At 55.4% G+C, this 25,927-nt stretch carries 25 protein-coding genes; 7 read left to right on the top strand and 18 right to left on the bottom strand.

What is annotated here, in order from left to right:
* Position 1: 1 nt before the first annotated feature.
* The 5 genes from BLO51_RS14790 to BLO51_RS29225 form a co-directional block, all read right to left on the bottom strand.
* Positions 2-553, bottom strand: a complete 552-nt coding sequence (locus BLO51_RS14790) for a DUF402 domain-containing protein (RefSeq protein ID WP_090673040.1) — start codon at positions 551-553, stop codon at positions 2-4.
* Between the two features lie 189 nt (positions 554-742).
* On the bottom strand, positions 743-1,180 hold the full coding sequence (locus tag BLO51_RS14785) for a GNAT family N-acetyltransferase (RefSeq protein WP_090673037.1): 438 nt from the start codon (positions 1,178-1,180) through the stop codon (positions 743-745).
* A 262-nt stretch (positions 1,181-1,442) separates the two neighbouring features.
* Entirely contained in the window at positions 1,443-4,172 is a 2,730-nt protein-coding gene (locus BLO51_RS14780) for a S8 family serine peptidase (RefSeq protein WP_090673035.1), read from the bottom strand.
* A 2-nt stretch (positions 4,173-4,174) separates the two neighbouring features.
* Positions 4,175-4,570, bottom strand: a complete 396-nt coding sequence (locus BLO51_RS14775; protein ID WP_090673033.1) for a hypothetical protein — start codon at positions 4,568-4,570, stop codon at positions 4,175-4,177.
* A gap of 73 nt (positions 4,571-4,643) precedes the next feature.
* Positions 4,644-4,796 (bottom strand): hypothetical protein, encoded by a 153-nt coding sequence (locus BLO51_RS29225; RefSeq protein WP_167670211.1) that lies wholly within the window; start codon positions 4,794-4,796, stop codon positions 4,644-4,646.
* Between the two features lie 206 nt (positions 4,797-5,002).
* On the opposite strand from BLO51_RS29225, the gene BLO51_RS14765 reads away from it, so the two are divergent.
* From BLO51_RS14765 to BLO51_RS14755, 3 genes are all read left to right on the top strand, one after another.
* Positions 5,003-5,239 (top strand): hypothetical protein, encoded by a 237-nt coding sequence (locus BLO51_RS14765; protein WP_245719673.1) that lies wholly within the window; start codon positions 5,003-5,005, stop codon positions 5,237-5,239.
* 81 nt (positions 5,240-5,320) lie between these two features.
* Positions 5,321-5,935, top strand: coding sequence for a superoxide dismutase (locus BLO51_RS14760; protein ID WP_090673031.1), 615 nt, complete (start codon positions 5,321-5,323; stop codon positions 5,933-5,935).
* Between the two features lie 230 nt (positions 5,936-6,165).
* Positions 6,166-6,849, top strand: a complete 684-nt coding sequence (locus tag BLO51_RS14755) for a Crp/Fnr family transcriptional regulator (RefSeq protein ID WP_090673029.1) — start codon at positions 6,166-6,168, stop codon at positions 6,847-6,849.
* Between the two features lie 493 nt (positions 6,850-7,342).
* Here BLO51_RS14755 and BLO51_RS14750 read toward each other — a convergent pair whose 3' ends face one another.
* Together BLO51_RS14750 and mutY are read right to left on the bottom strand one after the other, a co-directional pair.
* Positions 7,343-8,638, bottom strand: coding sequence for a metallophosphoesterase (locus tag BLO51_RS14750; RefSeq protein ID WP_245719675.1), 1,296 nt, complete (start codon positions 8,636-8,638; stop codon positions 7,343-7,345).
* 222 nt (positions 8,639-8,860) lie between these two features.
* The gene (mutY, locus tag BLO51_RS14745; protein ID WP_090673025.1) at positions 8,861-10,003 is read right to left on the bottom strand and encodes an A/G-specific adenine glycosylase; all 1,143 of its coding nucleotides are present in this window, start codon (positions 10,001-10,003) and stop codon (positions 8,861-8,863) included.
* 174 nt (positions 10,004-10,177) lie between these two features.
* Between mutY and BLO51_RS14740 the strand changes: the two genes are divergently transcribed.
* The 3 genes from BLO51_RS14740 (at position 10,178) to BLO51_RS14730 (ending at position 12,154) form a co-directional block, all read left to right on the top strand.
* Positions 10,178-11,032, top strand: coding sequence for a helix-turn-helix domain-containing protein (locus BLO51_RS14740; protein ID WP_090673023.1), 855 nt, complete (start codon positions 10,178-10,180; stop codon positions 11,030-11,032).
* Between the two features lie 151 nt (positions 11,033-11,183).
* Positions 11,184-11,780: a hypothetical protein gene (locus BLO51_RS14735; RefSeq protein WP_143006894.1), complete on the top strand. Its 597-nt coding sequence runs from the start codon at positions 11,184-11,186 to the stop codon at positions 11,778-11,780.
* The gene (locus BLO51_RS14730; RefSeq protein WP_090673020.1) at positions 11,777-12,154 is read left to right on the top strand and encodes a c-type cytochrome; all 378 of its coding nucleotides are present in this window, start codon (positions 11,777-11,779) and stop codon (positions 12,152-12,154) included. The genes BLO51_RS14735 and BLO51_RS14730 overlap by 4 nt, the downstream gene beginning before the upstream one ends.
* Before the next feature lie 12 nt (positions 12,155-12,166).
* Here the strand turns inward: BLO51_RS14730 and acpS are convergent, their stop codons facing one another.
* Positions 12,167-12,592, bottom strand: a complete 426-nt coding sequence (gene acpS / locus BLO51_RS14725; RefSeq protein ID WP_090673018.1) for a holo-ACP synthase — start codon at positions 12,590-12,592, stop codon at positions 12,167-12,169.
* A 594-nt stretch (positions 12,593-13,186) separates the two neighbouring features.
* On the opposite strand from acpS, the gene thrS reads away from it, so the two are divergent.
* Positions 13,187-15,103, top strand: a complete 1,917-nt coding sequence (gene thrS / locus BLO51_RS14720; protein ID WP_090673017.1) for a threonine--tRNA ligase — start codon at positions 13,187-13,189, stop codon at positions 15,101-15,103.
* 89 nt (positions 15,104-15,192) lie between these two features.
* Here thrS and nadE read toward each other — a convergent pair whose 3' ends face one another.
* The 10 genes from nadE to kdpB form a co-directional block, all read right to left on the bottom strand.
* A complete protein-coding gene (gene nadE, locus BLO51_RS14715) occupies positions 15,193-16,002 on the bottom strand; it encodes an ammonia-dependent NAD(+) synthetase (protein WP_090673015.1) in 810 nt (269 codons plus the stop codon).
* 240 nt (positions 16,003-16,242) lie between these two features.
* Positions 16,243-16,677: a BrxA/BrxB family bacilliredoxin gene (locus tag BLO51_RS14710; protein ID WP_090673012.1), complete on the bottom strand. Its 435-nt coding sequence runs from the start codon at positions 16,675-16,677 to the stop codon at positions 16,243-16,245.
* A gap of 147 nt (positions 16,678-16,824) precedes the next feature.
* Positions 16,825-17,253: a DUF3905 domain-containing protein gene (locus BLO51_RS14705; RefSeq protein ID WP_090673011.1), complete on the bottom strand. Its 429-nt coding sequence runs from the start codon at positions 17,251-17,253 to the stop codon at positions 16,825-16,827.
* A 25-nt stretch (positions 17,254-17,278) separates the two neighbouring features.
* Positions 17,279-17,416 (bottom strand): hypothetical protein, encoded by a 138-nt coding sequence (locus BLO51_RS29220; RefSeq protein WP_167670210.1) that lies wholly within the window; start codon positions 17,414-17,416, stop codon positions 17,279-17,281.
* Positions 17,417-17,474: 58 nt separating this feature from the next.
* The gene (locus tag BLO51_RS14700) at positions 17,475-18,389 is read right to left on the bottom strand and encodes a polysaccharide deacetylase family protein (protein ID WP_090673009.1); all 915 of its coding nucleotides are present in this window, start codon (positions 18,387-18,389) and stop codon (positions 17,475-17,477) included.
* A 102-nt stretch (positions 18,390-18,491) separates the two neighbouring features.
* Positions 18,492-19,520, bottom strand: coding sequence for a MerR family transcriptional regulator (locus BLO51_RS14695; protein WP_090673007.1), 1,029 nt, complete (start codon positions 19,518-19,520; stop codon positions 18,492-18,494).
* Between the two features lie 26 nt (positions 19,521-19,546).
* Entirely contained in the window at positions 19,547-21,880 is a 2,334-nt protein-coding gene (locus tag BLO51_RS14690) for a universal stress protein (protein ID WP_090673005.1), read from the bottom strand.
* A gap of 27 nt (positions 21,881-21,907) precedes the next feature.
* A complete protein-coding gene (locus tag BLO51_RS14685) occupies positions 21,908-23,155 on the bottom strand; it encodes a DUF445 domain-containing protein (RefSeq protein ID WP_090673003.1) in 1,248 nt (415 codons plus the stop codon).
* A gap of 21 nt (positions 23,156-23,176) precedes the next feature.
* A complete protein-coding gene (kdpC, locus tag BLO51_RS14680; RefSeq protein WP_090673001.1) occupies positions 23,177-23,791 on the bottom strand; it encodes a potassium-transporting ATPase subunit KdpC in 615 nt (204 codons plus the stop codon).
* A gap of 91 nt (positions 23,792-23,882) precedes the next feature.
* Entirely contained in the window at positions 23,883-25,913 is a 2,031-nt protein-coding gene (kdpB, locus tag BLO51_RS14675; protein ID WP_090672998.1) for a potassium-transporting ATPase subunit KdpB, read from the bottom strand.
* Positions 25,914-25,927: the final 14 nt, after the last annotated feature.

Genomic DNA, 25,927 nt, shown 5'->3' with positions numbered 1-25,927 from the left:
CCTAACCCTCCGCTCCGCGTTCTCTCCACTGCTCATAATAGGATAGGACCAGCTCATCCCGAAACGGCGCTTTGGCGCTTTTTACGCGCCCCAGCAAATGCTGCAGGCCCTGTTCGACCTTGCTCTCCACGACGGCGGAATAATGATAGGCGAGCTTATGCCGCTCGTATTCTTCCCGGTCGACGACATGCACATCGCCCGCCGGCATGCGAATCACGTCCAGATCGTAATCAATATAGGTAATGACACGTCCATTCACATACGGAGGGGAAGCGACGTTGCAGTAGTACCGGACGCCGGCTTCCTCGATCAGCGCGACCACGTTAAACCACTGCCCCGGGATAAAAAAAGACACTCCGGGTATGCGGCTGACCCATTCTTTGCCGTCGGCCTCGACGATTTTCGTCTGGCTGTTAATCAGCACCAGCATGGACTCCGCCCGATGAGATTCATGCAGCAGACGTTCCGGCACCAACCAATTCTCAATCCACATGCGATGCAAGTGCCCATCGTGTTTAAAGCTTTTGATGACATGCGGGATAAACGTCTCCATGTGGTCCAAACCCTTCTGCCTGCGGTTTTCAACTGACTATCGTGCTTCTTTCTCTTGCTACTAGCATAAACTTATGTTGCACCGCTTTCAAGAGCCGTAATCTTCGAATTAAACAAAAAAAGCATAGCCGGAAAGCCGAAGGGCTCCGGGTATGCCTGAGTAATTCGTTAAGCTTGATTCGTTCCGATGTCAGCCGTTCACAATGCTGAGCCGCTGCGGGAATCGGGAAAAGTCTGCCGCCTGATAGCCGGCTTTCTCGTATACGGGAATAACCACTTCGTTGTGCGCATCGATGGTAACCATAATGCGGCGCACTTTGCGTCCCACAAAGCGCTGGCGAAGGGACTCGATCAAGGTCTGGCCGATTCCTCTGCGCTGGTGATCCTGCCCCACGGCAATGCGATAGTAGTAGCCTTCCTGGTTATCGATCGTTCCGACGATGACCCCGACGATCGCGCCTTCGTTCTCGGCAACAAGGACGAGCTCGCTATCCCAGGACAGCTGTCTGGCGAAAGCCGACATTGTCTCCTCGTAACATTCATCTGAAAGCACATTCCTGAAAAGCTCCGTGACTGAAACGTAATCGGATAATTTAAACGTACGAACCAGATACGAACTTACAAGCATGTTAAACTCTCCCCGCCACTCATATGGTAGATAATAAAATACGACAAATAACGCAATATTCCTGCTAATTTTCAAAAAAACGATAAAAAATCTTCATATTTTTTTCATTTCCTCCTGAAAGCGCTTAATTTTAAGCGTTTACAAGAAATTCGAGGTATTTATTGTCTATTCTTTGCAACTCGTGCAATCTCCGGTCAACGGCGAAAAAGCCCCCCTCCGGTATGCCTTCGGGGGAGCTTCCTGCGAGCTGCTCGCGGGGCCGTTATTTCTCTATATGGTTCAAGAGCCGGTGCAGCACCGTCACGGCTTGGGCCCGCGTCGCATGTCGCTTCGGCCCGAAAGAGCCGTCCGGGTTGCCTTCCAGCAGTCCCAGCCCGGCGGCCCGTCCAACCGAGTCCTTGGCCCAGTCACCGACCGCATCACGGTCCGTGAATGCCGGTGCGTTCGTCGATAATTGGGACTCGGCGCCTCGAACATAACCGTACGCGTTCATCAGCATGATTGCCATTTGCTCGCGGGTAACTGGCGCTTCCGGAGCGAATGCCGTGTCACTGATCCCGCTCACAAGCTTGGCTGCCAGCGCTTGGGCCAACGCATCGTGATACCATGCATCCTGCGGCACGTCCTTGAACGGCAGCTCCTTGGCGCCGGACGGCAGCTTCAATGTCCGCGCGAGCAGCGCGGCGAATTGAGCCCGCGTCATGGTCGCCTCCGGTGCGAAGGCCGTCTCCGTCATGCCGTCCGCGATCTGCTTGGCCGCCATCCGTTCGATGGTCGCCTTTGCCCAGTGAGCTGCTATATCGTCAAACGTCCGGTTCCATTCCATGACGGCATAGGACGAGAAGTGGCTCAACCGGACCTGAATCGCCCCGTTCTCCGCCTTGCCGCCGATATACTCCCAGCGTCCGGCCGGAGCGTTGTAAACATAAATTCCCGTCTTGGCGGCATCGCCGATCTTGGCTAAGTCATACCGCAGCAGCACCGTCACGCTCTTGTCGAACGCTTCAATCTTCCGGTCGCCCGCCTGGAGTGTGAAATCGAATACAGGAGAGGCAAGTCCGGCATAGGACGGTTTGCCGGGAGCCTCCTGCGACATGTTGACGGTTAGCTTAACCGGGGTCGCTGCGCTCTCTACGGCAAAAGCGTCCGACGGAATGGTGAGCGACGCTTGGTCGGTACGAACGACGAAGGCCGATCCGGTTTCTGCTGCTTTAAGCCATACCTCGCCCGGCAGTTCCACGATAATTTGCTTCAAGGCGCTGCCGGACCGGGCACTGGCGTCGATCGTTACCAGAGCTCCTTTGGCAGCGGCAAGCTGTTCCAGCAGCTTCGCTTTGTCCGGCTTCACGCTCAGAACGGAGCCGGATTCGCTTTTGCCGTCGCTAGTAGCCGCAGGGGCACCGCCCCAGCCGCCGCCTCCTCCAGCGCAGCATCCCGAACTGCCTCCTCCGCCTCCTCCTCCAGCAGGAGCCGGCTGGATGGTATAAGAGTACTTGGCGGTCTCGCTCCAGACGCCGTTTTTCATCGCAGCAGCATAAAATGTCGTATTGGAGCTGATTGTTAAAGGCTCTGCGTGTTCATAGGAATTCTCTCCATCGTACGAAATATAGATTCGGGCTCCCGGTGTCGCCGAAGATAACGTTACGGTTTGGGGGCCGGTGTAAGTTCCCGAAGCAATCGAAGCTTTCGGTCGATCCGGAAGCTTGAAAAACCTCGCTGCGCCGGATTCGATGAATTCATTGCCGCTGCTGGAGGCATCGTTTGCCTGAATCGTAAAATCGTAAACGTCGCCAGTCACGGAAAGCTCGACCGGACCGCTCCACTCCCCGTTAACCAGAGAAACGGTTCTGTTCAGCTTATAGCGAGCCGAGTGATCCACCGTCACTGTAATTTCGGAGGACAGGCCCCGAAGCAGGGCCCCTTTATCATCCTCTGCCCTTACCGTAACGGTGGCTTGCCGACCGCCCGGCTCCGGCGCTGCCGTCATACGGAGACGCGGCATTGTAAAAGCCCGCTTGCCGTTCATCAACCCTCCGCCGTAATAATCTTGATACTTCGGAACATAATATGTCCCCAAATAATATCCCGATAACGGAAGTACATCTAGCTTTTGGCTGCTGTCATACAAAATATGATGCACGTCCTGCGAGCTCAAATTTTTATTTTGCGCTTTGAGTAAGGCGGCTAGTCCCGCAACCATCGGGGACGAATAAGAGGTCCCGGCACCGCTGGCATAGCCCCCGGACAGCGCCGTCGAGTAAACGCCGGTTCCCTGCGCAACCGTTGTTATTTTTCCAATGTTGGAAAAATCAGCGATCGTTAGCGTACTATTCGCCAAGCGGGTAACCGAGCCTACGGAAACGACACCCTCGTAGCGCGCCGGGTAGGCGGTCCTGGCAAACTTCCTGTAGGAGTTGTCCTCACGGGTCGGAAAATCGGCAGGATCGCCGAATAGCCAATGGTTGCTCTCGTTGCCGGCCGCTGCGACAATAACCACATTCCGGGCCAGGGCGTAATCGACAGCTTCTTTCAGCATTTGGCTGTTCTGCGGCATCCCCAGGCTGATGTTGATCACGTCAACCTTGTTGTCGGCCGCCCATCGGATGCCTTGGGCTACGGCGCTGCTCGGGATGTAGTCTTTATTGTTGGCGTCTTTTTTCCCTACCTTCACCGGAACGATCCTTGCGCCGCCGGCAGCTCCGGCTACGCCGATGCCGTTATTGGTTACAGCTGCGGCGATCCCGGCGACCATCGTACCGTGTCCCGCATCGTCGACAGGAGGCTGGCCTTCGTCAAGCGCATTATAGCCCGCTTCCAAGCTCCCGGCGAGATCCGGGTGATTCGGGTTCACTCCCGAATCGACGATCGCAATACGAATCGAAAACCTGTCCTGCACGCGCTCCCAAGCATAGGTCATCTCCGTTACACTAAGACCCCACTGGCTCCCGTTCACATAATAAGGGTCATTCGGTTGATAGATGGAGGAGGTCACGGTCAGCGAACCGCCTCCATAACCGCCGGATCGGCGTATTGCATCAAATATTCGGGTTCGGCTGCCGCCACGGCAGGGTCCCGTTTATAGCGTTCGACAGCGGAAAGCACGTTCTCTCCCGCCGCCAGCGGCATTTCGACGAACGAATCCGAGTCCGCGGCTGCAAGCAGTCCGGCAGAGCCCTCGCTCCCGGCTTGTCCCTTGTATTTCACCCATAATTTTCCATAAACCACGTTGACCGGCTGAGTTGCGGGGGACGACGGCATTGAAAATGGCGGAGACGAGGACCATGTATCCATGCTTCTCTCCGCTGCCTGTACTTTTCCCGAACTCCAAGCCAAAAAAGGCGACAGCATCATTGCCGTCGCTAACGTTACGTGAAGCCATCGCTTCTTCATCCGTATTTGCTCCCTCCAGCAGTCTCCCTGTTGACAACTCTACTAAAACTTACCACTCTAGTATATGACGCACCTAATGCTCTGACAATGTAAAGATTGCGAGTTTTTTGCCTGGCAAATCCGTATCCGGCTCGTCGGCATCTACCGGTTCGTCCGGGTCTTCGACAAACAGCGGCTCGAAGGGAAGCTCCGGCTCGTCAAGCTCATCCAGCTCGTCCAGCGGCATCTCTTCGGGAAGCTCCGGCGGACACGGCGGGATCGGGAGCTCCAGTTCAAGCAGCGGGGGCTAAGCTCGGGAGGCAGAACTGCCTCCTCTTTTCTTTTGCATAAAAGTCTGAACGGCGTGAAACGATAATCCGGTAATCTTTGGCTTTGCGCAGACGATGCAATATCATACGGCAATCGTTCGGATTGCATTGAAGGAGGAAAACGATGACACACGAAGCGACGACTAAGTCCGGTACGATGCGCCGGATTGACGAACTGAACGATGTGCAGATGACGAAATGGACGTCGGAGGAGCTTCATTACCATCAACGGGTCATGAGCGACCTGTCCCCTTGGCTGAACGCTCAAGGCACCGCCATGCTCGGGCAGGTCATCCATGAGATCGAACACCGCGGCAGTGAACGGTTCCGTGGAGAGGATGCCCCAGCCACGAACACTTAATATACATAAATGTTGATTTTATATGGAAAATAGGCGATAATAAATCTTGGAAATCTCATATCCTCAGGAGGTAGATAGAAGATGGCACACCAATTACCGGCACTTCCTTATGCGAACAATGCGCTTGAGCCTCACATTGACGAAATGACTATGATGATCCACCATGATCGTCACCACAACACGTACGTTACGAACCTGAACGCTGCGCTTGAAGGCCATGCCGATCTTCAATCCAAAAGCGTGGAAGACCTGATCGCCGATCTGAACGGCGTACCGGAGAGCATCCGTACCGCAGTCCGCAACAACGGCGGCGGCCATGCGAACCACTCCTTGTTCTGGGAAACGATCGCACCGAACGGCGGCGGTGCTCCGAGCGGCAAGCTGGCTGACGCGATCAACAGCGAACTGGGCGGCTTCGACAAGTTCAAAGAAGATTTCGCCAAAGCAGCTACGACCCGTTTCGGCTCCGGCTGGGCTTTCCTCGCTGTGACCAAAGACGGCAAATTGAAAGTGTACAGCCTGCCGAACCAAGACAGCCCGATCATGGAAGGCGAAACGCCGCTCCTCGGTCTGGACGTATGGGAGCACGCGTACTACTTGAAATATCAAAACAAACGCCCTGACTACATCGCGGCATTCTGGAACGTTGTCAACTGGAACGAAGTAGGCAAACGTTACGAAGCGGCTGTAAAATAATCGGGCTTGCCAGCAAAGGACTGCGGAGGTTCTCCTCCATGCAGTCCTTTTTCTATCCTCGACATGCATCGAACGAACCGATTTTCCTCTAAGAACGCCTGACAGGTATATCCAAGGCCCCTTTCCCCCAAAGCCGGAACGTAGTATGATAGAGAAATAGGCGAATTTTGGAGAAAACGGAAACCGTGACCGAAAAACGCAACATATTTGATCAGGAAAGAGTGAGACTCATGAGCAAACTGATCACTCTCCTGCATGATGTGCCGCTGTTTCAAGATATGTCGGTGGCCGAGTTGGAGACGATCGTTCCCCTGTTCGTGGAACGGAAATTCAAAAAAGGAAACATCTTGTTTTTCGAAGGAGACGTCGGTGAGGAGTTTTATTTGATTCATTCCGGTGTCGTCAAAATTTACCGCATCGACAATTCCAAGGAAATTATTCTTTCGTTGTTCCGGGAAGGGGACTTTTTCGGGGAGATGTCGTTGGTTCAAAAAGGGCTCAAGCGCTCTGCGACGGCGGAAACGCTGGAGGCCTGCTCGTTGTATACGCTGATGCGCTCGGATTTTCAGCAGTTTATGGAGCGAAGCCCCAAGCTGTGCCTGAAGCTGATGGAAGTTGCTATGGAGCGACTGCGCAAAGCGAACGAGAAAATATACGACCTAACGTTCCTCGACGTCCGGACGCGCACGATCAAAACGATCTGCCGGTTGGCGGAAGAATACGGCCAGCCGAAAGCGGGCGGCATGTTTATCGATATGAAGCTGACGCATCAGCAGCTGGCCAACATGGTCGGCACGGTGCGCGAATCGGTGACAAAGGTGCTTCAGGAGCTGCAGGAAGACGAGCATATCGCGATCGACAAAAAGCACATTCTGATCAAAGACATCCAAGCGATGAAGAAACAGATTTACTAGTCATCACCGCAAGAAACGCCACCCCAGGACGAAGGGCAGACCTTCGTTTCCAGGCTGGCGTTTTTCATTTTATCCGGGCTGTCTATGTCATTTTTTACATTGCCATTTTTCTTTCACATTTGGAAAAGAAAAGCGTGATTTACATCACTTACACATTCGGCTGCGTTTCCTATAATTCAGCTATAAGGACATCGTAAAGCAAAAAAATGTGAAAAGGGGTATGAACGTATGGCAAACCTGAAAACAAATGAACCGAAGCAGCGGAATAGCGGCCTTCTGCTAGTGGCAATTCTCTTCTTTGTGATCCTTTGTTCGCCGCTATTCTATTTCATGTATCACCTCATGATAGGTAACGAAGCGATGTTTATATACAATCCCTATAAATAACGAATCGGGTTGCGGCACAGCGCAACGATCGAGAGCAAAGGCGCCCGTAGAAGACATTCAGCCTTCCGGTGCGCCCGTTCAACCGCATGAGTCCAGTTCTTTCATATCAACTACAGTCGTTATTCCATTTCGGATGCAAGGTTGTTCCATACAGTTTGAAACAGTTGTTTGGCGGCGATGCGAACCTGAGATCAAAGACAGTCCGCCATCCTTCCCAAACCAGACCTGTATATTCCTGTCCGATAATCCAAACATCGGTTGCATCGGGAGGAATGTAATAGGTCTTCTTGTTGCCTAAAGTCATATTGCCGGTTTTGAATACCAGCGTTTCTCCGCCATAGGTATAATGGAGTTCGAAGCGCGCTTCGAAACCGCCATCATTGAAGAATGTAACATGACCCTCCGTAGGAGGAACCGGCATGGGAGGATAAGGAATCGTATCGTTAAGGTTGCATTCCCACGAATCTCCGGTGAAGTCGTACATACCGTTTAGCGGACATGCCCTTTTACGGACAATCATTTTCTTCTGTTCCGTGTCTATATCCGCTACAAGGTAGTCCTGGTAGGAAGCCGCGCCTGAACGGAAGAAAGGGATATTCGAACTCCCGATGGTGCCTATCTTGCCGCAATTCCGGTGAATATGCCCGGCGAAAACTGCGGATACGCCATATTTGTTTGTAATATCGTTGAACTCGGTCACAAACGGCTCGATAAAATTATCATGATAGTCGTGAAGACTGACGATGATCACGTCGCCTCTGTTGCGCGCGATAGCCAGATCGTTCTTTAGCCATGCGAAGGATGGCTTAATGAAGAAAAAATCCCTGCGGGCCGAGCCAGCATTCCACGAATCCCAATTGTCTGTATACGAGGGGAAATTTTGCAGCTGAACGAAGTGGACTTTGCCGATATTAAATGAATAGGCCAGGCTTCCCGTATAATCTACCCGCAACTCTGGGAATTTGTAATAAGATCGTTCTGCGAAATCGTATTTGAGCATTCCTGTGTGCAATCTTAACCACCCGTACATAAAATCGACCATACGCATCGCGCAATTGTTGTTGTAGCTGTCGTCTACGTTGTTCGCATAATCATGGTTTCCCAGCCCCGGGTAATAAGGCAGTTCAAGCTTTCCGAGCAGTTCTTTGTACTTCTCCATCTGCCAGTCATGACCGAAAGCTGTCAGGTCGCCGTTGATCAACACCCCATGTACAGGAAAAAGACTTCCGGTTTCTCGGCGCTGTTTCGCCAATTCGTTCATACTCTCGTATTGCTCGGATATTTGGCGCGCCGAATTCAATTTGATCTCGTCTTCCGTTTTCAAGCCCTCAGGCAGGACGCCATCATACCAAGGATACTGAGGGTCCGACGAAATAATGACGCTGAACATTCCCGGAGACACAGTCAATATGTAATCCCCCTTTCTCTATTTCCTACTCGTTTCATCGCAATTCACTCCCTTATGCTTTTACGGTTTTTAACATATGGTTTTAAACAAACTTTAGAACTGAAAAAAAGACATTAGACCAGAAAATACAAAAAAAGAGCCAGTCGTCATCTCCACGGAAGAAGATGTCGACAAAGCTCATTCTGGTATCTTATAACAATATTAATGCCGCTCGCCTCAGCCCCGGGTTTGGCCGAAATACGCATTCAGGATGCGCAAAAAGACGTTCGGAAACGCATACTGCTCCATCTCTTCACGATTTACCCAGCGGTAATTCGACGGCAGCGGCACAGGCAGCAGCAGCGCGGAGGATTCCTCCAGGCGGCCGGTGTACACATCCATCTCCCAGCGGATGTGGCTGAACGTATGCTCCGCCTGCATGAGCCAGCCGACCGGGCCGAGTCCGAGGCCGTCCACGGCGAGATGCGCCGCCAGCGCGGCATGGGCCGCGGCGGGGTCTCCGCCTTCGCCGCGCGCCTCCGCGGCTGCGGGCGCTGTGGGAACTGCCGCATGTGGCAGTTCCCACAGACGCGCCAGCAGCCCTTCGGCCGGCCGCTGGCGGATCAGTACCCGGCCGGCGTGCTCCGCCGCGCCCTCGATCACTACGGCGCAGCGCCGCTCCGGCCGCGGCGGCTTCGCCTTGGTCTTCACCGGCAGCGATTCCTCCATGCCGGCCGCCCGTCCCGCGCAATGCGCCATGACCGGACAGGTCAGGCAGCTCGGCGACTTGGGCGTACAGACGAGCGCGCCGAGCTCCATCAGCGCTTGGTTAAAATCGCCGGCCGTCCCTTCGGGAATCAGCTCCTGCGCGAGCTTCTCCATGATGACGCGGGTACTCCCCTTCATGATATCGTCTTCAATCAAAAAATAGCGCGACAGCACGCGCATCACGTTGCCGTCTACGGCAGGCTCGGGCTTGTTGTAAGCGATGCTTAGAATCGCCCCGGTCGTGTAAGGGCCGACGCCCTTAAGCGAGGACACCTCCTCCTTCGTGTCCGGCACGATGCCGCCGTAACGCTCCTTCACCTCGCGGACGGCGCTTTGCAGATTGCGGGCGCGCGAATAATAGCCGAGCCCCTCCCACGCCTTCAGCACTTCGTCCTCAGGCGCTTCGGCCAACGCGGCGACAGTCGGAAATTTATCCATAAACCGGTTAAAATAAGGAATGACGGTGTCGACCCGGGTCTGCTGCAGCATGATCTCGGATACCCAAATATGATACGGATTCCGGCTGTGCCGCCAAGGCAGATCGCGCTTGTGCCGCCGGTACCAGGATAACAGCTCGGTGGAGAAATACGGCTTTTGCTCTGAACTGGACATAGGATCTCCTTCTCTTTGCACACGTCTTCGGGATATAATAGAAATCTATACTCCGAATAAACGGCTGTACGACTTTTTTTGCAAGGACAGATACGACGATTACCAAGGTTGAAGCCAAGCTTTTAAAAATAGCTCATGACGGCGCTTATCTCAAGAAGGAAAGGACGGACGCCGATGCTGACTCCCGGAGAGCTGGCCTCGCGCCTGAACAAGCTGGTCATCTCGATTCTGCTCGTCGGGCATCAGAAATGCGAGCCCGACTGGCGCCAGAAGCCGCGAACGATCAAGTACCACTCCGTATGGCTGATCATCAAGGGCAAGGGCACCTTTACGATAGGCGGCACGCATTATCCTGCCGAGCCCGGCAAGCTGTTCTGCTTTGCTCCCGGCATGATCGTCGAACGTACGACCGATCCCGAGCAGCCGCTCGAATACTATTTTCTACGTTTTCATTATACGGAAGTTTACGAGGAGAAGGAACAGTGGATTTCTCGCAGCGCCGACGAAGCGTGGTTCCCGCTGGAGGGGATGTACACGGTCACCAATACGCCGCAGCTCATTTATTTGATGGAACAGCTCCATATGCTATGGAAGCGCCGGGGACACATGACCGCGATGCGACGCAAAATCGTGCTGCAGGAGTTTTTCCTGACGCTGGTGGCCGATTTCCGCGCGCAGAAAATCGCCGGCGATACGACGGCGGCGATCGAGCTGACGCAGGACTACATGGTCGGGCATTACCGAGAGCCTCTCACGCTCGAAGGGCTGGCGCAAATGGCCGGGCTCAGCGTGAGCCACTACTCCCGACTGTTCAAAAAATACATCGGCTACAGCCCGATCGATTACCTTACGCATTTGCGCGTAGACCGGGCCAAGGAGCTGCTGGTGCTGTCGGATTACCGGTTGAAATCGATTGCCGGCAGCGTCGGCTACACAGACGAGTTTTATTTCAGCCGCATTTTCAAGAAGGTGACCGGCTTCTCCCCCCGTGAATATGCCAAAAAACACCGGTTCACGCCGGCAAAATAATACCCGCGGAACGCGCTGGACGCACGGTTCCTGCCAGATCTGCGCCGGGTTTGACTTTCGCCCCCCGGAAGGTGTACGCTACCTGTAAATGCCGTCGAAGTTTCGGAACATCGGCGGTTTTTGCAACGTTCGGCAAAGCGAGGCGATAGTGATGAAACAAGCGAATGCGGCCGGAGGCCCCATCCGCGTCGACGGGATAAGGACAGACAAGCTGTCTGCCGAAACGCAGGCTTGGAGGGCGGCTGCCCCTTATTCGGCTTATTTATACATTTGGGGAATGGCATGGATGGCGTCGGCCATCGTGACGTTTCTCGGGCAATGGCGGGATTGGGAGCTGCTGCAGCCTGTTCTGTTCTTGGTTGCGCTCCTCCTTACGGCGGCGGTCTTCCTCCGCGGGCGTCGTTCGTCCGCCGAACGCACGGCACAGAACGGGTTCCTGGGCGCGCTTCTCGTTGCGGCGGCAGCCGTCGCGGTCGTTTGGCTGCTCACACGCGGTCCAATAGGAATCGATCCGTTCTACTGGCCGGTGCTGAAGGGGCTCGCGCTTACAGCCGCCTATCTTGCCCTCTTCCCGCGGTTGGGCTGGGTGCTCGGGGCGTTCGGGGTGTGGATGCTTGCTCTGACGATGACGGTGGTATGGATGTACCTCGGCTATGCGCCTGTATTGATCGGAGGCTTTGGCGGCCTCAGTATGTTCACGCTAGGCGCGATAATTCGTATGCGAAACAAGGGGATGAATGCAGAATGAAACGCTGGAAGCAATGGGCGGCCGCTGCGGCGGTTTTGACGGTTTTGGCAACGGTAACGGCGTGCACGCCGAACAGCACGGAGCCGTTCGGCGGCGGCAAGAAGGAAAGCGGCCTCACGGCGGAACAGGCGATGGTCGGCTCTTCCGAGCAGGTGCAGTCGCTCTACAAGCAGAACTGTCTCTCCTGTCATGCAAGCAATCTGGAAGGCCGCATGGGACCGAAAACCAACCTGCAGCAGGTCGGCGAACGGATGACCAAAGAACAGATCGTGAAGCAGATCGAACAAGGCGGGGGCGGCATGCCGGGCTTTCAAGGCAAGCTGAAGCCTGAGGAAGCGACTGCGCTGGCCGAATGGCTGGCAAGCAAAAAATAAGCCACTTCCTGTCTATGGGTTGGCTGCGGTTCGCTCTGCCACGGCATAGGCCATCGCCAGCGTTTCGCTGTGCGTAATGCTTAGATGAATGCGAATCGCGTCTGCCGTTACGGACCGGAAGGCCGGCATCCAGGCGGCTAAGCGTTCCCAAGCCGCCTCCGACAACCGGCATACCGGCTTGCCCTTTCCGTCCGGCAGCACTTCCATGTCCTGAAATCCTACTTCTTTTCCGATCCCGCAGCCGAGCGCCTTTACGACCGCCTCCTTGGCAGCGAAGCGCCCGGCTGCGAACTCTGCCAGCCTCCCACCTCTTACAGCCGCCAGCTCCCGCTCTGCAGGCGTCAACACCCGCTCCAGGAAGCGCTTGCCGGTCGGCTGCCCCAGAATCTTCCGCATCCGCTCAATTTCCAATACATCGGTACCGATGCCGATAATCATAGCCGTTATTCCTCTCTTTGTCCTCTATACGCATATGCCCGCAGCAGTAAGTCGCATTCCGTGTGGCTTTATCGTATCCGATCGGAAGGACAAGTTCAAGATGAGCAACTTTTCAGTGCTTACTTTTGGCATATTCTCTAACGCTTTCAGTTCGCCGGGCAATAGGCCATTATTAACGCCATTTGCCGGAGGAGAAATATGTGTTCATCCCTCTTGACTTTACGCTCGCGAAGAAGTTAGAATATTGAAACATCAGGCGATGACCAAAGACACGATTCCCTGCAAGGGCTGCACAGAGAGAGGAGTCCCGGCTGTAAGCTCCTCCAGCGACCGGCATGGAATTACCCCTTTGCAGCCGTGACGCTGAACTTGCGGTCATGACCAAACGATCGCGAAATTAAGCGCGCCGTCTCATCCCCGTTACCGGATGGCCATGAGGTCCGGCGTGATCTCTTTCGTTCTGGCAGCAGCCATGACGCGGAGGGCAGCCGGTCGAATTAGGGTGGAACCACGAGCTGAACGTACTCGTCCCTTGGGCGAGATGCGTTTTTTTGCGTTCACATCCCATTCGACCGGAAACGGAGGACGAAAACCATGAAGATTCAAGTGAAGCTGCCGGACGGCTCGGTCCGAGAATACGAAAAAGGAGCAACCATCGAGCAGGTGGCCGATTCCATCAGTCCCAGCTTGAAGAAACAAGCCGCAGCAGGCAAAATCGACGGAAAGCTCGTCGATCTGAACCGGCCGATCGAAGCGGACGCTTCGGTTGAAATTGTGACGCTCGACAGCAAGGAAGGCTTGGAGGTGTACCGTCATAGCACGGCGCACCTGATGGCTCAAGCCATTAAGCGGCTATATGGACAAAAAGCGGTGAAGCTGGGAATCGGTCCTGTCATCGAAGACGGATTTTATTACGACATTGATATCGAAAAGCCCCTATCCGTAGACGACCTCTCCTCGATTGAACAAGAGATGGAGCGGATCGTCCGGGAAAATGTGCCGATTACCCGGCGCGTCGTCAGCCGGGACGAGGCCGTGCGAACGTTCGAAGCTTTGGAAGACCCGCTCAAACTGGAGCTTATCCGCGATTTGCCGGACGAAGCGGTCCTTTCCCTGTACGAGCAGGGCGAGTTTGTCGATCTGTGCCGCGGGCCTCACTTGCCGTCCACGGGCCGCATCAAAGCGTTCAAGCTGCTGAGCGTCGCCGGCGCCTATTGGCGAGGCGATTCCAATAACAAGATGCTGCAGCGCATCTACGGCACAGCGTTCCCAAAGAAGGCAGAGCTTGACGAGCATCTGCATCTGTTGGAGGAAGCCAAGAAGCGCGACCACCGCAAGCTTGGCAAAGAGCTCGGGCTGTTCATGTTCTCCGAGGAAGCGCCGGGGATGCCGTTCTTTTTGCCAAAAGGGATGACGATCCGCACGGTGCTTGAGAACTTCTCCCGCGAGCAGCAAGCGGCAAACGATTACGACGAGGTCCGCACGCCGTTCATGATGAACCAGCGGCTGTGGGAGGAATCGGGACATTGGGATCATTACCGGGAGAACATGTATTTTACCGAGGTGGACGAGACGAAGTTCGCGCTCAAGCCGATGAACTGCCCGGGCCACATGCTTATTTATAAAAACGAGCTGCACTCTTACCGGGAGCTGCCGATCCGGCTTTGCGAATTCGGCCAGGTGCACCGGCACGAATTTTCCGGCGCTCTGAACGGGATGATGCGGGTGCGCACCTTCTGCCAGGACGACGCGCATCTGTTTGTCCGCCCCGATCAGATTGAAGAAGAAATCAGCCGTGCCATCGATCTGATCGGCGAGATGTACAAGGTGTTCGGCTTCCAGTACAAGATTGAGCTGTCCACACGGCCTGAGGATTCGATGGGCTCCGCCGAGCTGTGGGAGCAGGCGGAAACGGCGCTGCGCAGCGTGCTGGAACGCCGGGGAATCGCCTACAGCCTCAACGAAGGGGACGGGGCCTTCTACGGGCCGAAAATCGATTTTCATATTTTGGACGCGCTCAAACGAAGCTGGCAGTGCGGGACGATTCAGCTCGATTTTCAAATGCCGGAAAAATTCGACCTATCCTACATCGGCGAAGACAATCAAAAACACCGTCCGGTCGTCATTCACCGCGCAATTTACGGCTCGATTGATCGCTTCATCGGGATTTTGACGGAGCACTACAACGGGTCGTTCCCCCTCTGGCTGTCTCCGGTGCAGGTCAAGCTTTTGCCCGTCTCGGACGTTTACAATTCGTACGCTATCGAAGTCAAAAAGGCACTGGCCGAAGCGGGCATCCGGGTAGAAGCCGACCTGCGCAGCGAAAAGCTCGGCTACAAAATTCGCGAAGCCCAGCTTGAAAAAGTGCCGTATATGCTGGTCCTCGGCGAGAACGAGCAAAGCTCCGGCACCGTTGCCCTCCGTAAACGGGGCGAAGGCGATTTGGGTGCGATGCAAGTGCAGGAGCTTGCAGAACGGCTGCGGCGGGCAATTCAAGCGAGGCAAGCTTAACTTCAGAACGTACCGTCTCCCGGGGGCGAAAAAAAGCATGCTACCCATGCAGGGCGAGCATGCTTTTTTCGTGATGGGTGCAGCAACGGCTAAATGCCGGGAATCGGTGTCCGCTTGTGCTCCGTCTTCAAATACTGCTTTTCCAGCTTCTCCTGGGCTTCGGGCGAAATCGTTTTGCCTTCCAAGTAATCGCTGTTGTCGTCGTAAGTGATGCCGAGCTCGTTCTCGTCCGTCTGCCCTTCCCAAAGGCCGGCGGTAGGCGCTTTATCCAGCACGCTGGACGGAACGCCCAGCTCGCGGGCAAGCTGCCGCACCTGGCGTTTGTTCAAACTGCTCATCGGAGTGATATCGACGGCGCCATCGCCATACTTGGTATAAAAGCCCGTAATCGCCTCCGACGCGTGATCCGTGCCGACCACGAGCAGATTCAGCTCGAACGCAAGCGCGTACTGCACGACCATCCGCGTTCTGGCTTTGACATTCCCTTTGCCGCCACGGCTCAAATGCTTGTGCACGCCGATCGATTTCAGCCCGTACTCGGCTTCAAGCGCAATCTCGTTGACCGTTTCCTCGATGTTCGTCTCGATGCGATATTTCAAATCGAACGCTTCCGCCGTCGCGTAGCTGTCGGAGATGTCCGCCTGCTCCCCGTACGGCTGAAATACGCCGACCGTTTTGTATTCCTTTCCTTTTTCGGCTGTCAGCTCATCCGTAGCCCGCTTGCACAACCCCGCCGCCACGGCGCTGTCGATCCCGCCGCTGATAGCGATCAGAAGCCCGTCGACACCTGCTTTGAGCACGTATTGTTTTAAAAAATCGACCCGCTTGCGAATCTCCTCATTGACATCGATCGCCGGCTTGACGCCAAGCTTCGCAATAATGTCCTGCTGCAGACTCATCGTTCTCCACACCTCTCCACGCGAGTAGTCGCGACTTGCGGAAAGCCGGCCGGCTGCTTCGGTGTAAACTTCTGGCCGTCCGGTCTTTCCGCTTGTCAATTTTGGTTACATTATAGCACGATCCGGTCGAAGGAGGAAAAATTATGCGAACCTTCTCCTCTTGTTGCTGTTTCCTAAAATGAAAAAACTCCCGTCCGACGCTTCAAGCGCCGACAGGAGTTGTTATGCGAGTTCAGGCTCTTATTTGCAGTGCGTTTCGAAGGCTCCGATCAAATCGTTGCCGATCATCTCGGCGGAACGGTCTTCTACTTGATGGCGTGGGATGAAATGCACCAATTGGCCGTCTTTCATCAGCGCGATCGATGGCGAGGACGGCGGATACGGCGCAAAATATTCGCGGGCCTTGGCCGTTGCTTCCTTATCTTGACCCGCAAACACCGTGTAAAGGTGGTCCGGCTTCACTTCGTGCTGCAGCGCTTTGGCCACGCCCGGACGGCATTGGCCGGCAGCACAGCCGCACACGGAATTGACCACGATCAGAGCGGTCCCTTTCATATTGTCGAGGGCCTCGGATACTTCCTCTGGCGTGCGAAGCTCGGTAACCCCGATACGCGTCAGCTCTTCTCTCATCGGCTGCACCATATCTCTCATGTATGCTTCAAATGACATGGACATATTAAGCTTTCACTCCTTTGAACGAACATAAAGGTATATAAAGTTTTCTATGTCCATTATACAACGGTACGGGGCAAAAGCAAGGCATTCCTGCTTTGGTATGCTTAGGTATAGTTTGAACTCGCAATCGGAGCATACTTCCCGCCGTTATTTTTTGTCGGCATCCTTCTCGTCAGGCTCGCCGCTCGGATACGATTTGTAGGCCACATCTTTGTCCGAGTGCATAAACGGGTAGCCCTGCGGCACGATCCCCTGCTCGAAGAACTCGCGGTTTTCCGTCGTTTGAAAGCCTACATCTTTGTACGGATGCACCCACTGGTCTCCGGACATCACGGCCGGATCGGTTTCATTGTTCCATTGTTCAAGCGGGGATTGCTCCGATTGATAGATATGGTCTCCGATCAGCACGCCGTATTCGTTCACGAACGCTTCGCGCGGACCCCGGTTTTGATGAAATTCCTGACGAAAATTAATTTCAAAAGGATCAAGCTCCGGATCGTTCTTGGCGTTATACGAAATGCCGGTATCGACCTGCTCATACGATGCGTTTTTATCCCGATTTTCCTTATCGCTCATGAACTGTTCCTCTCTTCAGCCTGGCTCAGGTTGACGGACGGTTCGGGCCGTTTAGTTTTTTATCCCGTATTTCGGCTGCATCACTATTGGCTCCGGCCTGATTCGCGTTTGCCTGCCGCTTTTGTTCCTTGGAATCTCCAGATCCCGATTGCTGTTGTGCCATCGTTCAGATTCATCTCCCTTCATAATGATGTTAGTATGCGAAGGCTTTGCCAAAATAATCAGCCGGGCGGATGCAAAAATCGAAAAACAAAAGAGGACTTCGATAATGTCTCGAACTGGTATCCTTGCTTTTTCAACCAATCGATCGCATCCGGGAGCGCCTCCACCGTGGTCGTCTTAAAATCGGCATCATGCATCAGCACGATGATTTGATTTTTCCCGCGGCTATTCGACTGTACGGATGCCAATATATCCTGTTTAGGCAGTGTAACTGCGGCGGCATCTGTCGAACTTACGTTCCAATCGAAGTATTGATATCCAATATTAGTCATTTCCCGGGCAATTTTCGCCATGATGTGACGTCCGCCTGCTTTGCGGCTCAAATGATTGTCAGAACCTCCCGGAAAACGAAAAATATCCGGTCTGACTCCTGCGGTTCGAGCCAATAAATCGTTTAATTTTTCCGTATCCGTTCGATATGCCCCGACGGAGGAATAGATGTAGCCATAATCGTGCGAATATGTATGATTTCCCAGACTGTGTCCTTCATTCACGATGAGCTTATAGTACGACTGAAGCTCCGGAGAAGATTTTCCTGTAACGAAAAAAGTTGCCTTAATGCCTTTTTCCCTTAAAATGCGTAAGATAGGTTTGGTTTGGCGGGAGGGTCCGTCGTCGAAAGAGAGGAAAGCCTTTTTCTTCCTGCTCATCCGTTCGGGAGATGGCGGGACCGTCCCGACGGTAGCATAGGGCTTTGCCGCATACTCGGCAATCATCTGGAAGCCGGATAGCACCTGCTCCTCCTCACGGTAGGAGGCCTCACCGGCAATATGCCTTTGCCCGGCGCTTGGATGGAGTTCTGCCTTCTCAGGACTGCAACCGGCCAAAACGCACAAACTAAACCATATCAAACAACAAAGGTTAGAAGAAGCCTTTCGATTTTTTAGGCTCGTCAACATCATCCCTCCGGCCATCACAGGTTTACCGCTTTCTAAGCTAGTATGACTCAACCGGCTCGGGAGGAATGTGTGTTATTATGTGGAACAATTGGAGGGATTGACTTACACATAGAAGGTTTACAACGGAGCGCGGACCGCGAGCACTAAGCAGACGGAGGCTTGATCTAAACTCACGGCTTCCGCACAAAATCCATGGGCCTGAAACCAAGCGATCAACCGCTGCGATTCGGCATAATGCTCTTCGCCGGGAGCCGTTCCGCTTGCCGCATACAGGTCATCCGGGGCATCCATCCAATCCACGATGGCGATGCGCCCCTTCTCTTTCAATACCCGGGCCATCTCCGCCAACGCGAGCGGCTGCTGCGCTTCCGTCAAATGATGGAACGCAAAGCTGGTCACGACGAAATCGAATTGTCCGTCAAATGATGGAACGGACAGCAAATTGCCCATTCTCGTTTCCAGAGACGGCAATTGCATGCGGCAGCGGCGCAGCATTTCAGCCGATTGGTCAATCCCGACCATGCGCACGCCGCTTTCAAGCAAGCGGGAGGCAAAACCGCCGGTGCCTGTTCCAATGTCGAGTCCCCATTCCCCGGGCTGTGGAGCAACCCGCTCTGCGGCCTGAGCCAAGATGCGCGAGTAAGCGGGCTCGGCCGGCACATGCGGCGCCAGGCCGGCACTGCCGCTAAGCTCCCATTGCTCCGACAGCGCATCAAAGTTCCAAAGATCGGCCCATGAATCGCGAATCGCTTTGCTTGCCTTAGCCCGTTCCGCCAGCGCATGCCAACGATGCCGAAGCGATTCGGGCTCGTCTTCCGTTCGCTCGATCATGCCGTCCAGCAGGGCAAGCGTCTCCCGAAGCTCCAGCCACTGCCCATAAAGAGCCGAGCGCTGCAGTTCCAAATAGCGCCGGACCTCGTCCGTTTCGGCCCGGTCTGTCCGCTCCAGCACGGTCCGAATATCGTCTACGGCAATACCGGCCTCCCGCAGCGCAAGAATCGTCTGCAGCCGCCAAGCGTCTTCCTCCGTAAACCGGCGGTAGCCGTTGTCCGGATGCTTGGCGGGCGACAGGAGGCCCTTTTCCTCATAAAATCGGATCGCCCGGGTCGAGACGTTCAGCCGCCGGGCCAGCTCTTGAATTTTCATCCTGTTATACGATCCTTTCTCATGCGTCAGCCCGGTTTCGTCTCGGCATCCGCTACGACGAGCACATCCATATGCCGGGAGCGGCGCAGCAGCTTCTTCACGACCGAGCCCTGTATCATTTCCTTCAAGGAAGACTTGCTGGATTGGCCTATAATGAGCTGTGTCGCCTGACAAGCATCCGCCTTGGCAGCCAACACTTCCGGCAGACGCAGCCGATTTTCCGCCCGGTGCACTTGAAAGACGCCGCCAAGCCGCTCCGTCAGCTTGCGGAGCTGCTCCGATCTGGCGTCCAGCTCGCTGCTCTGCGCCCCGCTGCCGAGCTGGACGTAGGCAACATGCCATACGGCTTTCAGCCGATGAGCGATGCGAAAACCGCGCCGGATCAATCGCTCGGCGTCCGGAGTAACGTCCACGCACACAAAGATCGATTCCTGCCGGCGCCACGGACCGCGAAGCGAGCTTTTGCGCTCGTACGATTCCAACCGTTCGTCCACGTCATCGGCGATTTCACGGAGAGCCAGCTCCCGCAGCCCAATCAAATTCATCGTACGAAAAAAATGACCGAGCGCTTGATCCACTTTGTCGAGCGCGTAAATACGCCCCTCTCTCATGCGCTGCCGAAGCGTCTGCGGCGCGACGTCGATCAGTTGAACTTCGTCGGCCAAGCGTAAAATATGGTCCGGTACCGTCTCCCGGACACGAACTCCGGTGAGCTTCTCCACCGCGTCGTTCAAGCTTTCCAGATGCTGCACGTTCACCGTCGAGATGACCGAAATGCCTGCTGACAACAGCTCCAGCACGTCTTCGTAGCGCTTCTTGTTTTTGCTGCCCGGCACATTCGTATGCGCCAGCTCGTCGACCAGCACGACTTCGGGCTTGCGCCGGATAATCTCGTCCGTATCCATTTCCTCCAGCTTCGTGCCGCGGTAATCGATCACCTGCCGCGGGATCATTTGAAGCTCGCCGATTTGCGCCTGCGTCTCCTTACGGCCATGCGTTTCCAGCAGCCCGATCTGCACGCCGATCCCCTTTTTCAGCAGATCGTTGCCTTCCTGCAGCATCGTATACGTCTTGCCGACACCTGGAGCCGCGCCGATATACACCTTGAACCGGCCTTTACGTAGCTGCTCGATCTCCCGTTCGACCTCATCCGTGCTGAGCCGCCGGTACAGATCGGACGCTTTCTTCCGCTTGGTCTGTTTGGTCGGCAAAATACGCTCGCCCTCATGCGCCGCTCGATCCGCCACGATAAAAATATCGATGTTACACGTCCGCTTGAGCATGTCGTGCACGATCGACCCTTGCCACAGCTCCTGCCATAACGTCTGCTTGGAGTGCCCGAGGACGATACGCGTTACACGATGCGCCAGCGCATAGTTCACCAGCACGTCGGGCAAAGAACGCCGCGAGTTAAATGGCAGCTGTTCGAACACTCCGTCAACCTTCTCCGCCAGCTTGACCATCGACCGCTTAAACGCCGCCTCTTCCTTAGACAACTCCTTTTTTGGATGGACAAAAGCAACCACAAGCAGGTCGCCGTTCAGCCGCTTGGCGATTTGTTGGCCCCGCCGCACATAAATCGAACCGTTCCAGTGATATTGAGCGGATACGAGAATGCGTTCAGCCGCGCCTGACGGTCCGATCAGCCCGAGCTCTTCGCGGTGCTTCTCCAGCGAATCGTTGACGCCTACCGCCACGAGCCGCAGCGCGAGCTCCCGGAGCACTGCGAGATTGCCCCGCTTGAATATGCCCGCGCCTTTCTGCGCTTTCACACTGCCTTCCTCGACGCGGCTCAAAATCATCTCCGGCGTCGCATCGATCAGCACGACTTCATCCGCCAGGTCCAGCGTATCGGACGATACCGTTTCACGCACCTCGATGCCGGTCAGCTTCTGAGCCAGCTCCGTTGCGCCCTCCAGTTCGTACACGTTGACCGTCGTAATGACACTGATGCCCTTGCTGAGTAAATACCGGATATCCTCAAGCCGTGTCGGAAAAAGAGCCCCTTCGCGATTACGGTGCGCCAAGCCGTCCACCAGCACAACCTCGGGATTGTGCTCGATGAGCGCTTCCAGATTCAAGTCCTTCTTTTCTATACCGTCTTTCTGCCAATGGATGCTGGACACCCGCTCCAAATCGCCGATCTGCCGGACCGTTTCCGGCCGCTGCATCGTGGAAACAGCGCAGATGACGACGTCGATCCCCTGTTCCTTCAGCAGCTGTCCTTCCCGGAGCATGTGATACGTCTTTCCCGACCCGCTCACCGCCCCGATATACACTTTCAGCCGCCCTTGATGAAGCTTGGAGATGGACTTCAAAATTTCCTCCGGCGTTTTTCGCTTGAACGTTTCCGTCCCCATCCTGACATCGCCTCTCTTCTCCCGGCGTCAGACGAACAGTTTGACCGCTCCCAGCACCAGTCCGATCAAAAAACCGCATAGCGCGCCGTTGACCCGAATCCACTGCAAGTCGCTTCCGATTTTATCTTCCATTAATGCAATCAGTGTCTCATTGTCGAACTGGTCCACATTCTCCCGGATCAAAGCGCCGATTTTAGAATGGTTCGCCTCCACCCAGCGGCCAAGCTGCTCATGAACCCACTGCTCCAGCTTCTCCATGCCCTGCTCGTCTTCCCGAATCCGATGCAGCAGCTCCTTCAGAAAAGGAATCGCATAGCGCTCGGCAAAATCCGGCTCTCGCACCGTTTCCACAAGCCGCTCCTTCAACTGCTCTACCCATCGCTCCGTCCGGGCAGTGAGATCCAAGTTGTCCAGCAGCCGGATCTTCCAAGCGTTTAACGTATCCTCCGTCTCCGGATCGGCCAGCCAACGCTCCAGCCGGACACGCAGCTCTGCCAGCAGCGCCCGCCGGTTTTTGTTCCCCTGCCGCTTCATCTCGCGGATGGCGTTCCACACAAACTGCTGGATCATCGCCCCAAGCTTTTCTTCGTTATAAAAACCAAGAAACGCGTTAACCGCAAGCTGCATAAATCCGTTCGTCTGAAGCCCATGCATCGCCTGGACAGCCATCGCGCCAAGTCGGTGCTGCGTTTCTCTCGTCAGTACAAGCTGCTCAGCCAAATCCAACAGAAAATCGAGCGCTTTCTCGTCCCCCTGATGCTGGTACACTTGATCCAGCGCTTTGCGGAGAGCCGGTGCGGCCTCCAACGCGTCAATGCGCTGCCGGATTTCCTTCTCCAGCAGCGCGGGTATACGATCCCATGGGATATAGTCCAGCAGCCGCTCGCACAATACGGCGATACTCTGCTGCGTCTTGTCGGATTCCAAAACCCGTTCGGCCGCTTCTAGTCCGCGCGAAACGATCTTCAGCCCGGCGAGTTTGCTGCGGATGCTTTCTTTGCTGATCAGTTCCTGCTCGACGGTTGTAATGAGCGCTTCCGTTACGCGCCGCCGGTTATTCGGCAGCAGCGCGGTATGCGGGATCGGAATGCCCAGCGGATGGCGGAACAAGGCGGTCACGGCAAACCAATCGGCCAGTCCCCCTACAAGTCCCGCTTCGAATCCGCTTTGCAGCAGGCGAACCCACGTATGATCCGCCCACGGTATCGTCGCCGCGAATCCCGCGGCCATGACGCCGAGCGACACGGCGGCGGTATGTTTGGCTTTTCCGGACAAAACACAACAGCTCCTTTTACACTACTTTTTCGTCATCATTTCGGTAAGCGCCAGGTTCAGCTTCAGCACGTTCACGCGAGGTTCGCCGAATACACCGAGATCCCGCCCTTCCGTCTGGCGCTCCACCAGCTGTCCGAGGTCCGCTTCGGCAATTCCCGTCAGCTTGCTGATCCGCGGCACTTGCGCTTGGGCTGCCTTCGGGGAAATATGCGGATCAAGACCCGAGCCGGAGTTGGTCAGCAGGTCGATCGGAACTTCGCTGACCGGCACGCCCGGATTGGCCGTCTTCCAGGACTCAATCGATTGCTGCGTCCGCTTCAGCAGCTCGGGGTTCGACGGCGCATAGTTAGTCGAGCCCGAGGCATCGGCTTTATATTCAATACTCGATACGCGTCCCTGGAAATATTTTGGATCGCTGAATTTCTGCCCGATCAGCTCGGAGCCGACTACAACGCCGCTGCGGTCTTGAATCAGGCTGCCCTTCGCCTGAGCCGGAAAAATCACCTGCGCGATTCCGGTCGAGACGAGCGGATAAATAAGACCGCAAACGACGATAAACACGATCGAAGCGCGTACGGCAATACTGAGCGAGAAGCGGGCCGTCTCAGCCCCTTCATGATTGGTGCGGCTTACCATAAGGAATCATTCCCTTTCTATATATCATATCTCCAACTTGTTTTCTCTACAAATCTTGTTTCGTGAAAAAATGGACGCAAGTCTTCGCCCGTCAAATCCACAGGTGAACCGCCAGATCGATCAGCTTGATGCCGACGAACGGCACCAATACCCCGCCCAGCCCGTACAGGAATAGATTGCGTCGCAGCAGCTGCGTCGAGCTCATCGGCTTGTAGGTTACGCCTTTCATCGCCAGCGGAATCAGCAGCGGGATGATAATCGCGTTGAAAATCAGCGCCGAAAGAATCGCCGACATCGGCGAACCAAGCTTCATGATGTTCAGAGCTTCCATCTCCGGAATCGCCAGCGTGAACATCGCCGGGATGATCGCAAAATATTTCGCTACGTCATTGGCGATACTGAACGTTGTCAGCGCGCCGCGGGTCATCAGAAGCTGCTTGCCGATGGCTACGACTTCGATAATTTTGGACGGGTCGGAATCGAGATCGACCATGTTGGCTGCCTCCTTCGCCGCCACCGTCCCGCTGTTCATCGCGAGACCCACGTCGGCCTGCGCCAGCGCCGGCGCGTCGTTCGTGCCGTCGCCGGTCATCGCCACCAGCTTGCCTTCGGCCTGCTCGCGCCGGATCACGGCGATTTTGTCCTCCGGCTTGCTCTCCGCGATAAAATCGTCCACCCCGGCCTCCCGGGCAATCGTTGCGGCTGTCAGCGGATTGTCGCCCGTACACATGATCGTCTTGATGCCCATCTTGCGCAGCTGCTCGAATCGCTCCCGCATGCCGGGCTTGACGGTATCCTTCAAATAAATCAAGCCGAATATTTCGCGGTCTACGGCCACCGCCAGCGGCGTGCCGCCTTCCGAGGCAATCGCATTGCCCTTGACTTCCAAATCGGCCGGGATGACGCCGCCCTGCGCCTGCACCCACTTCTTTACCGCATCCACGGCGCCTTTGCGCACTTGGCGGCCGTCCGTCAGGTCGATGCCGCTCATCCGGGTCTCGGCTTTGAATTCGATAAATTCGCCGCCCTCGGCGAGGGCTTGGTCGAACAAAAAGTTCTGCTTTTTCATCAGCTCCAGCACGGAGCGGCCTTCCGGCGTCTCATCTTTGACCGAGCTGATCGCAGACCACTTCGCCACCGTATCGGAATCCGCCGAGCCGACCGGTACGAACTCGCTCGCCATCCGGTTCCCGAACGTAATCGTGCCCGTTTTGTCGAGAATCATCGTGTTGATGTCGCCGGACGCTTCGACGGCTTTCCCCGACATCGCCAATACGTTGAACTGGGTCACCCGGTCCATCCCGGCGATTCCGATCGCCGACAGCAAACCGCCGATCGTCGTCGGAATCAAGCAAACCAGCAGCGCGATCAGCATCGGAATTTGCAGCTCGATCCCCAGGTAGCGGGCAATCGGAGCGAGCGTGACGACGACGATCATAAAAATGAGCGTCAAGCTGGTGAGCAGCGTGTTCAGCGCAATTTCGTTCGGCGTCTTCTGCCGCTTCGCGCCTTCGACCAAAGAAATCATCCGGTCGATGAACGATTCGCCGGGATCGCTCGTAATGCGTACCCGGATCTTGTCGCTCACCACCCGGGTCCCCCCGGTCACCGAGCTGAAGTCGCCTCCGGCTTCTTTAATGACCGGAGCCGATTCCCCGGTGATCGCCGATTCGTCCACGGACGCCAGCCCTTCGATCACTTCGCCGTCGCCGGGAATCATTTCGCCTTGGGATACGATGACGATATCGCCCTTCCGCAGCTCGGTGGAGGGAACCTGCTTCACGCCGGCTCCCGTCACTTTATTCGCGGTGATTTCCTTCTTCGATTTCTTCAGCGAGTCGGCCTGCGCCTTCCCGCGCCCTTCGGCGAGCGCCTCCGCGAAATTCGCGAACAGCACCGTGAACAGCAGGATAACAAATACGGTGAAGTTGAAGCCAACGCTCTCCTCCGTTCCGAAATACCCCGGCAGCAGCGTCATTAGCAGTACGACGAGCGTGCCTACCTCGACCACAAACATCACCGGATTTTTCATCATCGTGACCGGATTCAGCTTCACGAAGCTTTCTTTTATCGCATTCCGGACGATCGGTCCGGACATCATGCTTTTTCGATTCGAACTCATGGGTAACTCCCCTC

Origin of the sequence: Paenibacillus tianmuensis, assembly GCF_900100345.1 — a bacterium.
Lineage (GTDB): Bacteria > Bacillota > Bacilli > Paenibacillales > NBRC-103111 > Paenibacillus_G > Paenibacillus_G tianmuensis.
This window is presented reverse-complemented; position numbering and strand designations above follow the sequence as displayed.